Genomic DNA, 11,992 nt, shown 5'->3' on the forward strand with positions numbered 1-11,992 from the left:
TTTATACACTTCTACACCTTATGAATTTGAAATATCTTATCGGTTTGATTTTAGCAACCCCGTTACTACCCCTTATGTACTATCAGGGACGAAGAATCAGAGCAAGTATACCTCAATTACCAGAGGCCAAGGAACCTTGCGGTGAGTCTGTCCACAATGGTAGCGATCGTCTGATTAATTTGATGGTGATCGGAGAAAGCACTATTGCCGGTGTGGGCGTATCCACTCATACCGAAGGGTTTGCCGGCACACTGGCTAATGAGCTCAGCGAACGATGGTCTGCCAATATTCGGTGGAACGTATATGCAAAAAGCGGTTACACCGCGCGTCTGGTGGAGAATAAAATATTGCCTCAAATTCCTGATGATCAACCAGATTTGATAGTACTAGGATTAGGGGGTAATGACGCCTTTGGATTGAGAAGCCCAGCACATTGGGCAAATGATATAACCTCACTTATCGCTGTGCTTAGGGCGCGTTTTGGGCGGGCACCAATTGTATTTACAAATATGCCACCCATTAAAGAATTCCCAGCATTCACCGGGTTGATGAAATTCACCATAGGTAATCTGGTTGAGATGTTTGGAGAAAGACTGATTACTATCGCTGCACAATCAGAAGGTGTCCATTACTCATCAGAGGTAATCACCATCGATAAGTGGGCACAGCGACTAAACATAGAAAAAGACGTGAGCGCCTTCTTTAGTGATGGAGTTCATCCTTCAAGACTCACCTATCAAACCTGGGCTAGAGATCTGGGAAGATTCATTGATGATAAGGTAAAGTTGAAACTTTAAAAGCTTTTTCGCTTATGAAGAACCCACCTCTGCATACTCAAAAACACCAGATCAAAGTATTTTGTTGCTTTGATCTGGTGAGTTAAAAATCGGTTATTGGAGTAGACCAACTGGTCCTTTACATATCCAATTTCACGTCTTTGCTGTAGAAAGCTACAATTTCCTCTACGTCCTTAATTTTGTCCAACTTGTCTTCAAGCGCCTCAGTATTTTGATATCTGATATTGAGTGCCTTGACTAAAACATCTTGCAGGCCTTTTTTCGCTTCTTCTTTCGGAATACGCCCTTTTCTGGCTGCCTTGATATAATGCTTATTGGCCTTCCTCACTGAATAATAAATGGACGGTTTCTCTACCGTAAGGGTCATCGTTAGCGAGATGGAGTTTTGCTCCTCAGAAGTATAATTTTCTTTTAGCAAAAGCATCAGTTGAGTAAACTCTGAGCCAAAAGGATGCTCTGTTGTAGCTACCTTTTGCATAAGTTCGTCTCTTTCCATCTCATTGTAGTGAAACACAAAATCTTGTGCTTGTACAGAAATGCTGATAGCTATCAGGATTAGTGTAATTAATATATTTCTCATCGATTTCAAGTATATAAATTTTATAGTAAACAATAAATTGGTTGAATTAGTGCCAACTACTTAATAAAAAGCATAGATAAAACATTCGAAATTCAATTAGTATGCCAAAACACAATCAAAATCCAATGTTTTTTCATTTTTAAACCTGCCAAGCTAATATATTTTTGCTATTACGACAACACCTATTCATACCTTAAATGATCTTCAATTTGCAAGTTGCCTAACTACCGCCAATAACACCTCTGTCAGTCTGGTTTTCAAATCATAATACAATTCGTTGATTTTGTTATATTTACCTGAGCCAATCAGCCATCTCCCTGTATTTTATTGGTCCATTAAAGAATTTCAATTACTGTTGAAATGAGCGGAAAACATACTCATGTGCGAGCATTGGCATGTATTATTATTTATGCGTTAGTACTCATACCAACGAAAAATGTATATGCTGAGGAAATTGATCTCCGATCGGTGCAGTTTACTGAAGGAGACATAGTTACACTCAACAAAGGATGGGTGCTACATTGGAATCAATTGCTGACTCCCCAGCAAGTGGTACAGCATACTGGTGGTATTGAAATGCCTGATGGCCTGGTGGCATGGAATAATTTAAGATTGGATGGAAGCTCGCTACCAGCTCATGGGGTAGCCACCTATTCGTTGCGGCTTGTTCTTCCGGATGAAAACCAATCACTTTCGATTGGCGTACCAAAAATAAATTCGGCAGCTCGACTCTGGGTAGATGATGTAATAGTTTTCGAAGCCGGACGTGTTGGAAATGTTTCAGATCAGACCCTACATCGGAGAATAAAGGCTTTTGTACCTATCAGTCGGCAGAGAGATACTATTCAACTTACTCTGCAAGTATCAAATTTTTATCACCGGCAAGGTGGAATGACAGCGGCACCAACTATCGGCGCAACACGAAAATATTGGATAGGGCATCAAAACAAGGTGATCAGCGATATGGTGTTGATCGGCTGCCTATTCTTTATAGGAGTATCTATGTTGGTACTATATTATGCCTATTGGAGAAGTGATAAGGCGATTTTGTATCTGGCACTTTTCAGCTTGTGTTGGGGATATAGAAATCTGAGTGATGAGTATGCACCTTTGGCTTATTTATTCTCTGAATTTCCCTGGGTCTGGCTTGTTAAGATCGAATACATGAGCCTCTTTTTTGGCTCGATGATCGGCTTGCAATATTTGCAGGTCATTTTCAAACGCAGTTTTCCACCAATTTTTTCTAAAATAATATACTGGGTTTTCATACCCTTTGTCGCATTGGCACTGCTTTTACCCGGGAGTGTAATATCTTATTTATTACTTCCATTCTTTGGTGCGGTATCACTTATGGTGGTTTATGTAGTAATTGTCCTGGTCACTGCTAAGAAGCAGAGGGTCCAATCGTTACTAGGCTTGTTAGGCATATTTAGCGGAATAGCTGTGATCACTTACCATATGTTTGCCTATAATATTTGGGGAGAGGCAAATCATACGATCGTGAGTGTTGGCTATTTAATTGCTTTGATGATTAATGCGCTTCTGTTAGGGAAAAGATTTTCGGTGACTTACTCCTACAAGGATAAAATGCAACGAGATGTAGAGCTGCAAAATGTTGAAATCAGCGAGCAGGCCAGTTTATTGAATAAAACCAAAAATTTGCTTGAAGAGCAAGTTGCATTACGTACCAAAGAACTTGAGAAAGTAGTGCTCGATCTGAAGGAGAGAAACAACCACCTCGAACAGTTCAACTATATCGTCTCTCACAATATGAGAGCTCCGGTTTCTAATATCATCGGTCTGACCAATATCTACAATTTGAAAGATGTGAATGACCCATTCAATAATATAACAATAGGCAAGATAAAGGAGTCGGTTCATGCGCTCGATGATGTGTTGAAAGATCTAACCAGTGTACTCGAAGTCAAACAAAAACTTAATCAGCCGAATGAAGAGGTTGACTTTGGTGTGTTGCTAGAAAAGATTCAGAAATCAATTCATGAGCAGATCCAAAAATCCCGGATTTCTATAGAGTTGGACCTGCAGGTGCAGAGCATTATTTCTAATGGCGCCTATTGGTATAGCATATTTATCAACCTGATTTCCAATGCCATTAAGTATAGCAGACATGATGTGGAATCTTATATTAGAATCACAACGGTGAGCGATAATGAAGATCATGTGAGGGTAGAGGTTCACGATAATGGATTAGGAATCGACCTAACTAAAAATGAGGAAGATGTATTTGGTCTCTACAAACGCTTTCATCATCACATCGAAGGCAAGGGCATGGGGCTGTTTATGGTAAGAACACAAATCGAATCGATGGGCGGTCATATTTCTATTGAGAGCACACCTGGTAAGGGAACCTCTTTCGTCATAATAGTATAGCTAAAACAGGTATTGGTTTTATTGGCTTCAGAGCTCTTGTCTTGGAATGTATAGTTCAGAGATGATCCAGTATGATTTTCTTCACACCGAGATAGTGGTGATCCTGGAATAAAGTGAGGCAAATGAATTAAATTGATTTAGATGTTATAGCAGGGCTTAACGACTTGACTTATAGATCGTAATAAGTGAAATCAATACTGAAATTAACTATCATTTTCATGTCCAATTCTCTAATATCTTCATTTTTTTTTAAGTGTTACTTTCATAATGGTCGTCCATAGGGTGTAAATGAAAGTAAAAGACATACAGCGTGGCACATGGCAAAACGCTATAAAACACAGAGACGATGAAGAGAATTACCTCAAATAACCCAAAACAAGAGCTGCTCAAGTATTTAGTGATTATGATGTGGCTGGTAATAACTACCAGCTGTACTGAGGATAGTGAATTACCAAACCAACTTCCAGAGAAAATCGCTAACTATTTGGAGTCGACACAAGCTGAAAATCAGCCAGGATTAAGTATCCTGATCAAGCATCAAGGGAATGTAATCTATTCGGGCAGTAAAGGTCTGGCAAGGGTAGAAGGATCTGTTGCTTTGGATGAGCACACTGGTTTCCGGGTTGGGTCCATTACCAAACCGATTACGGCTGTCGCCATCATGCAACTGGTAGAGAGCGACAAACTGGCACTCAATGATAAACTGCTACATTTCTTGCCAGATCTACCGGAGTCGTTCTCAGAGATTACAATAGCACATCTACTATCTCATCAAGCAGGATTGAGAGATTATATCAATGACAATGGAAACCTGGCAGCATTGAATAATGTCACCACAACGCAGATTCTAGATCTAATTCCCGGTTCAGGACTAGATCAATTATTGTTTGCTCCAGGTACCGCCGGTAAGTATTCAAATACAGGTTATGTATTTTTGGCCTTGATTATTGAACAGGTAACTGGACTAAGTTATCCTGAGTATTTACAAGCCAACATTTTTGAACCTGCTGGCATGTCAGATTCATTTGTAATCAGTGAAAAACAGCATATGGGAGATATAAATGAGGACTATGCACTCTCATTTGGCATGAACCTCAAGGTGTTGGGTTTCAATTCCTTGCTCTATGGCGGCAGTGGAGTGGTAAGTTCGACTTCTGACCTTAGCTTATTTGTGTCCGCGTTGCACAAGGGAGAGCTTATTTCTAAGCAGTCATTAGAATCTATGACTCAAAGCAGAGCAAGTCTGCCGGAAATGGCTGACTACGGCTTGGGCTGGCTGACGGGTACTGGTATCTACTGGCACACCAATAAATATTCTGGCAAAAATGACTACTGGCACACTGGAGGTTTTGACGGCTATAGAACCGTGCTTTCCATCAACCCTGACCTGGGCCTGGAAATCATAATACTTACAAACAATGGTGATAAGAGTCAGCAGCAGATGTATGATATTATTGAGATTACACGGGATTACCTTCTTTAGTTGAATGGATGCGTACCTGGTAAGCCCCATAATTTTGCCAAACAGGGTCACCGTGATCCTTTAGGAAAACAGAGTCCTTCATTTTTTTTAATCTGAAACCTATCTTGTCAGATATAGATATGATTTGTTCAAATTAGAGTTTTCTATTTTCTAACTATTCCATTGTTATTAGCTTAGTGAAAATTACGAATTATGAGATTTCACACTAGAAAATGGGTCAAGCCGGAAGACCTAAATCCAAACGAAACTTTGTTTGGAGGCAAGCTACTCGCTTGGATAGATGAGGAGGCTGCACTTTATGGAGCCATCCAGCTGGAGAACAAGAAAGTGGTCACAAAATTTATGTCAGAGATCAATTTTCTAAGCTCAGCCAAACAAGGAGACATAGTGGAAATAGGAATAGAGCCTATCAAGTTTGGCAATACATCCTTGGAGCTCAACTGCGAAGTAAGAAATAAAATGACTCATGAGACAATCATCACGGTCGAACGAATTGTCTTAGTGAATATCGGCGAAAACGGCAAGCCTTCTGCACACGGCAAGACCAAAGTAGAATTTGTCAAGGATAGACTAAATCAATAAAAAGCCGTGATTCTCCTAGATGCCAATGAATCAAGCTTATAAGGTCATGTCATGATTATAATAATAAGCCGATACTCACACAGACTTCACTTATTCGGAGTGATTGTTGGCTAAATAGTTCTACTCGGAATATACCTTGTTAATTTTATGTTAACCTGTTTAAAAAATTGTGGAATTTAAATAGATGATAGCAGCTTGCGCTCTAATTAAACCCAAAGTCATGAAATCAGCTACGTTAATTGTATTGTTTACTACTCTATTGACACAAATTACAAATGCACAGCTGAGCGGGAGTGATATTGTCATAGGTCAAACCCATGTTATTTCGTCAGAGATACTTAATGAAGATCGAGAGATACAGATTTACCTACCTGTAGGCTACGACACACTCTTGCAGAAGACTTATCCGGTATTATATGTTATGGATGGCCAGGAGTATTTCATGCAGGGCATCGCTTATCAGAATATGTTGCGCTTTAGAGATAAAACTCCAGCGTTCATCGTAGTTGGAATAAAAACTGATAGAAGGAGAAGAAGAGAGCTGATGTACAATGAATCTGATGCATTCATTGATTTTATAAAACGAGAACTGATTCCATTTGTAGATAACAATTTTCGTACAAAAAAAGAAAAGGAGCGAATCTATTTTGGCTGGGAAATGGGCGGAGGTTTAGGACTAGAGCTGGTAGGCGAGCATGCCGGATTATTTAGTGGTTTTATTTTGGCGAGCACTACCCATAGTGGTAGGCGGATGGATGCGATCTATGAAAGGGATATCGATAACTCTACTGCCGAGTATATGCTGTTCGTTGTCGCACCGGAAGAAACCTGGGCTGCCAGTGATTCACTTTTTATCTCTCGTTTCAGAAATGAGAATAACCCGAACTCAAGGTGGCGGTATGGAATACTTGATAGAGAGGATCATTACACCACTGCCAACAAAGCCATACATGAAGGACTTTCAGATTATTTTCATGATTATAAACCTATCCGCTACTATTCACTACAGGAATACGACGATTATGGAGGACTCAAGGCACTGAGAAGTTATTATGAAAAGAGAGGAATTCGATATGATCTTCCTTCGGAAATCCATAAGGAGACCAGACATTTCCTTTTGCTAAATGCTCTCAATGAAAACAATTATACACGATTTGAAAACTATGTAAATGAGTTTGATGGATATCTAGCGTCATACACCCGCCCCCTTTGGTTCAATAGGTTTGGACGCTTTTATCTTGCCAACGATAAGATTGACCAATCTATCGAATTATTCAAAACGGGACTCTCAAAGTTTCCAGAGGCATCTTTGCTTCATCATGGGCTCGGCGATGTCTATCATGCCTTGGGGAAAAGAAAATTGGCTAAACAATCCTATCAAAAAGCAATCGAGATTGCGATTGAAAATGATGAATCTGAGCTGGTTGAATACCAAAGCAGTCTGAAAAATCTATAGTCAGACCATAATCAGATTTGTCTACTTCTTTACGAATTTAGTTAGGATGACGATCTGCTGGCCGTTGACTTTGCCTTCGATATGCTCAGGATTGTCGTGTACTAGGGAAATGTTTCTTACCGCTGTACCGCGCTTGGCCGTAAAGTTGGCACCTTTCACGTTTAGATCTTTGATCAGTACCACACTGTCACCTGCGGCTAAAGTGGCACCGTTGCTGTCTTTATGCACTATCTGCTCTACATCTTCTTGCCCTTCTCCAGTGGCTGCTGCCCATGCCTGAGTATCTTCATCCAGGTATAGCATATCTAGCAAATCTTGAGGCCAGCCTTCGGATCTAAGACGAGTTAGCATTCTCCAGGCTAGCACCTGTACTGCAGGATTAGTATTCCACATGCTATCATTCAGACAGCGCCAGTGATTGGGATCTGCCTGATCAGGTCCTTCTATTTGAGAAGTGCAGGTATTGCACAAGAGGGCACATTCGTCAGCGTTATTTCCCGCTTTTGGCGCTACAGGAAAAATGCTCAAGCTTTCAGCTGATGCACATAGCTCACAACTAGACTGGCTTCTTTCCTGAAGTGTATTTTCAATACTCATAATTTAGATTATTTGATCAGTAGGTCTTTTGACAACTAAACACCAGTTGATATTGGCGACATCCACTTTTGATTTGGACCTTAGTCAAATTTCTTTTTCTTGGTAATGGCCATGGCTTTAAGTATGAACCCCGGCAATGGCGCATGAGGGTCACGATTTTTGAGCTTTATGTTCCAATTGATTTTCTTAATCAAAGGCACCTTGTGGGTTTCCACGAACTCTACCAATGTTCCATCATTGTCTTCGATATATCCCCAGTGGCCATTAGCATCCCCCATGTCAAAGTGCTCAGAGCTAAGTACCTGAAAAGGGTATTCTTTTTCTTTACATTCTGCAACCAGGGCATTCATATTTCGGATATCGAAGCACAAATGAATGAAACCAACATCTCCCCAATATCTACCCTCAAAAATCTTTTTGGGCGTTCGATCCAGTGATTGGATCAATTCGATCTGACCATCACCGAGCAATGGATAGAAGCCCCCTGTTCTGTCTTTAATATGGGTCAGGAGAACACGTCTAAATTTCCCTTCGCCGTTGTTTAGCCCCTTCAAATCTTCGAAAACTCCTGTTTCATCATAGACCACCTGATCGTAGCCCAGGATGTCTGCGTATAACTTGAGCGACTGATCAATATCTGATACGCCCAGCGTGGCACCACATATACCACCTACATCAAGTTTAGATTTTTTTAGCCATGAGTCAAATTCTTTGATTTGTAAAATGTTGTCCCATGGGTCTTTGATATAAAACCCTCTTGAGCCATCCTTCTCCTCATGTATATCGGTGCAGATGGATATCCCATTGCCTTTGAGGCGGTCAAAACTCTGCTGGATGTTCTGCGACTTGATTTTCGCTATATTGATTCCCAAATCTCCGAGCTGTACGGGCTCATCTATGGTCAACGGAGTACGCCCTGTATGCTGCCAAATCTCATAGCCACTTCCCCCTTGCTCGTTCATAGCCAAAATGGCTCTTTTTGCTCTGGGTTCTCCACCCATATACTTAGCCATGAATGTGGCTTCGTTGTCATCATCAAAAATGCAAAGATCAGCTCCCAGCGTTTTCGCATACCATTCGAATCCTTTTTCTGCGTCGTCTACACCAACACCGATTTGCTGAATCCCATAAATTAGTTTACCATCCATGCCTATGGCCTAAGTTGTACAAGTAAATAAATTGCAAATTAGATAAAAAAACTTGGTATATCTTATCCAATTCTCCATATAAATGACTGATTAAAGTCTCATCAGACAAAATGCCGTTGAAGATGGTTTTGACTCTTCGTTACTGCAGGTTTAATATTTTTTTAATATTTGTTGATGACTAAGAATGAGCTATATCATAGTATTACTTCAAAGCCCTGATTATTATTGCGCGCATGAAAACAATTTTCCTTGCTATCCTTGGGCTGGCTTTGGCTCACACTGGTTTCACTCAAACCGATGAGGAGATTCAATATGTATTACGCAAGGAACAAATCACGATTAAGGGAAGCACCAATATCAACAAATTCGAGTGCAAACTTGACTTAGGATATGTCATCGATACCCTACAGATCAAGGTCAAAAGGATCAATGGAGATTTTGATTTTACAGGGCTCAATTTGCACATTCCTGTAAAGGCCTTCAACTGCAAGTATCGATTGATGACCTCCGAATTCCGTGCACTATTACGAGCTAAAGAATTTCCATATCTAAATCTGAAAATAGGGTCCGCGGAGCACGAAGTACCCAACAAAATGATTATGTATATGTTGCTCCAGGTTGCAGACAGGAGCCAGGAAGAACTACTTCAGGACTGTTATATTGATCATGCCGGGGAGGAGTTGATATTAGGAGGACAGCACAGGATATATCTAACCTCCTATGATATAACACCGCCCAGAAAATTCTTTGGTGCTGTGGTGGTACGAGACGAGTTGGATATTTCTTTTGAAGTGGTACTGGAAAGACAAAAAGAAAACGAACCTCACTGAGATTCGCTTTCATTTGCAGGTAATGTTTCGGATAGTACCCTATCCTATATCAGAGTCCTGGTTAGAAACTGATGGCTGCTTCGATGACGAAGCCTTTGAATTCGCCGCCTTCAAACTGAGTATTGCCAGCATATCCGTCGCCTTCATATTTTTGATTGACATACTCTAGTTTGGTGATCACATTTTTGGTTATAAACCAGCCACCACCAACATTGAATCTTTTAATCTCCAAATCCGGAGCGCCATCTACAGTATTGCCTTTTACCGTATTGTAACGGCCACCTAGGTAAAACTGATCATTTTCGCCAAGTCTGTAAATTGCCTCCCCAGCCATCTGAGTGGCAGAACCTTCGCCCGTTGCGCTACCGCTTGCTATTTCATAAATTCCGAAGAACTCAAGATCTTTGTATTTCAAGAATGGGTTGACCTGAATAGCAGTGATTTCCGTGAATCTGGCATTGTATCTTCCACTAAAGTCAGAGTTGGCTCTGCCGCTTACATCATCCACCAGGTGCATGATTCCATAATATCTAGATCCACCGCGGTCACCACCATACAGCCAGGTACCTGTAGTAGAGCCCTTGTTGATATACCAAGATCCAGTCAGACGTAGTCTCAAGTCTTCATTTAACTGCTTGTCATAACCGACTTTACCAAAGAAAGATACTTTGTTGTCAGAATCATCGTTAACCACCACATTTTGATTCAGCTTGCCGTTGGTGACACCAAGTACGCCTAGCAAGCCATTATTTTGTAGCGTCAGCTCTAGAAATGCCTCAGTAGAAAATGCATCCATGATATAGTTGCCTACGAATGGATTGTAAATGGCTTTGGCATTGTCAGTCCGTCTGAAGTGAGCATCCCCATAGTTGAACTCATCCATACCTACACGGATCGTGGCTACCTCCATAAAACCAGACAGAAAGCCTTCCTTGATGAAATCTAGCTTATCCATTTGCAAGTATCCGCCTTTCACCCAGGATTCTTCATGATGGCGTGCAGATAGATAGGTTCTCAAGTGCATTCTCAAACCATCCTCTAATTGCACATCCAGGTTTAGGTTTGCAGTAGGCAGATTTAGATTTGACCCAAGCTCCAACAGGTTATTAGCAGTATTAGATTGATTGATGCTTTGAAATTGCATCGCAAAATCGCCACCTATCTTGACTTTTAGGCCCTCATATTCGACCGTAGTTTCCTTAGGTGTTTCGAACATGTTTAGCCCATCTTTAGCATCGGGACGATAGTTTTGAATTGTTGTTTGTGCAAAACCTTGTATCGCACATAACATCAATAGCATGGTAAATAGTGATTTTAAAATTTTAAAGGTTTTCATGATTATTAATATTTAGCTTTTATTTAACGTAAAATCAAATAGAATTGTAATGTCATCCCCTGTTTTAATAGTACCGAATACTGCTGTAGGCGGGGAAATTCCGTAGTCAGTCATCTTCACTTGTACTTCTCCTTTGACAGAGATTTTTGAATTATTGTCTAGTGTTAGATTTAATGGTATCCGACGTGTTTTACCGGCTATTGTCAGTTGACCATAGCCTACCAACTTGTCCCCCTCAATGGTGAGTTCTGCTGATGTAAAACTGATATCGGGATATTCACTTTCGTTCAGCGCCTTATAAGTGTTGTTATCCATTCCTGATTTTCCACTTTTTATGGATTTCACCTTAGCGATGAACTGAATGTCAGCAATCCGGGTATCTGCCAGTATAGCTTGCGCCTCATATTCTTCGACATCCGACGTCCAGTCATGTAATGAAGAGGTACCTGAAATCTTCATCGAACTTTCCGCTATCTGTAATTTCAGAGGTTGGGCACCAGCCATTATACCAAAGAACACTAGTGATAAAATGATCAGTATTTTTCTCATATTTAATTATGTTTTTATGTTGTTTCGCCCTTTTTCTATAAGACCAAAGTACTGTACTCAGGGGTGATACCCACAGCCTTTAGTCAGCTCTAAAAATGATAATTGTCAGTTACCGAAAGGGAGTATTTAGGAGTGATCTGGAGCGTGAATATTCCGAATGAAGGCAACATCTGACCAGCCATGTAATAAATGCACCTATCAAGGCACTTATGGTAGGTTATGAGCCTTTTGGGAGGTTATCTT

At 40.6% G+C, this 11,992-nt stretch carries 11 protein-coding genes; 6 read left to right on the forward strand and 5 right to left on the reverse strand.

The annotated features are described in order from the left end of the window. The first annotated feature begins 20 nt into the window (after positions 1–20). Positions 21–797, forward strand: coding sequence for an SGNH/GDSL hydrolase family protein (locus ABJF11_RS07090; protein WP_348119041.1), 777 nt, complete (start codon positions 21–23; stop codon positions 795–797). Positions 798–915: 118 nt separating this feature from the next. Here ABJF11_RS07090 and ABJF11_RS07095 read toward each other — a convergent pair whose 3' ends face one another. Continuing rightward, a complete protein-coding gene (locus ABJF11_RS07095; protein WP_348119042.1) occupies positions 916–1,377 on the reverse strand; it encodes a hypothetical protein in 462 nt (153 codons plus the stop codon). 360 nt (positions 1,378–1,737) lie between these two features. Here ABJF11_RS07095 and ABJF11_RS07100 point away from each other — a divergent pair, with 360 nt between their 5' ends. The 4 genes from ABJF11_RS07100 (at position 1,738) to ABJF11_RS07115 (ending at position 7,289) form a co-directional block, all read left to right on the forward strand. Beyond that, complete coding sequence (locus tag ABJF11_RS07100; RefSeq protein ID WP_348119043.1) at positions 1,738–3,768, forward strand: sensor histidine kinase; 2,031 nt, start codon at positions 1,738–1,740, stop codon at positions 3,766–3,768. 346 nt (positions 3,769–4,114) lie between these two features. Continuing rightward, the gene (locus ABJF11_RS07105) at positions 4,115–5,251 is read left to right on the forward strand and encodes a serine hydrolase domain-containing protein (protein ID WP_348119044.1); all 1,137 of its coding nucleotides are present in this window, start codon (positions 4,115–4,117) and stop codon (positions 5,249–5,251) included. Positions 5,252–5,443: 192 nt separating this feature from the next. Then, positions 5,444–5,833 (forward strand): hotdog domain-containing protein, encoded by a 390-nt coding sequence (locus ABJF11_RS07110; protein WP_348119045.1) that lies wholly within the window; start codon positions 5,444–5,446, stop codon positions 5,831–5,833. A gap of 220 nt (positions 5,834–6,053) precedes the next feature. Beyond that, complete coding sequence (locus ABJF11_RS07115; RefSeq protein WP_348119046.1) at positions 6,054–7,289, forward strand: alpha/beta hydrolase-fold protein; 1,236 nt, start codon at positions 6,054–6,056, stop codon at positions 7,287–7,289. Between the two features lie 21 nt (positions 7,290–7,310). Here ABJF11_RS07115 and ABJF11_RS07120 read toward each other — a convergent pair whose 3' ends face one another. Together ABJF11_RS07120 and ABJF11_RS07125 are read right to left on the reverse strand one after the other, a co-directional pair. After that, positions 7,311–7,886, reverse strand: coding sequence for a PhnA domain-containing protein (locus ABJF11_RS07120; RefSeq protein ID WP_348119048.1), 576 nt, complete (start codon positions 7,884–7,886; stop codon positions 7,311–7,313). Positions 7,887–7,966: 80 nt separating this feature from the next. Next, positions 7,967–9,034 (reverse strand): VOC family protein, encoded by a 1,068-nt coding sequence (locus tag ABJF11_RS07125; RefSeq protein WP_348119050.1) that lies wholly within the window; start codon positions 9,032–9,034, stop codon positions 7,967–7,969. A gap of 233 nt (positions 9,035–9,267) precedes the next feature. Between ABJF11_RS07125 and ABJF11_RS07130 the strand changes: the two genes are divergently transcribed. Then, the gene (locus tag ABJF11_RS07130; RefSeq protein ID WP_348119051.1) at positions 9,268–9,864 is read left to right on the forward strand and encodes a hypothetical protein; all 597 of its coding nucleotides are present in this window, start codon (positions 9,268–9,270) and stop codon (positions 9,862–9,864) included. 61 nt (positions 9,865–9,925) lie between these two features. Here ABJF11_RS07130 and ABJF11_RS07135 read toward each other — a convergent pair whose 3' ends face one another. After that, positions 9,926–11,200, reverse strand: coding sequence for a hypothetical protein (locus tag ABJF11_RS07135; protein WP_348119053.1), 1,275 nt, complete (start codon positions 11,198–11,200; stop codon positions 9,926–9,928). 12 nt (positions 11,201–11,212) lie between these two features. Beyond that, positions 11,213–11,749 carry a YceI family protein gene (locus tag ABJF11_RS07140; RefSeq protein ID WP_348119054.1) on the reverse strand — a complete coding sequence of 179 codons (537 nt, stop codon included), beginning with the start codon at positions 11,747–11,749 and terminating at the stop codon, positions 11,213–11,215. Between the last annotated feature and the right edge of the window lie 243 nt (positions 11,750–11,992).

It is taken from the genome of Reichenbachiella sp. (assembly GCF_039941815.1).
In the GTDB taxonomy this organism is placed as follows: domain Bacteria; phylum Bacteroidota; class Bacteroidia; order Cytophagales; family Cyclobacteriaceae; genus Reichenbachiella.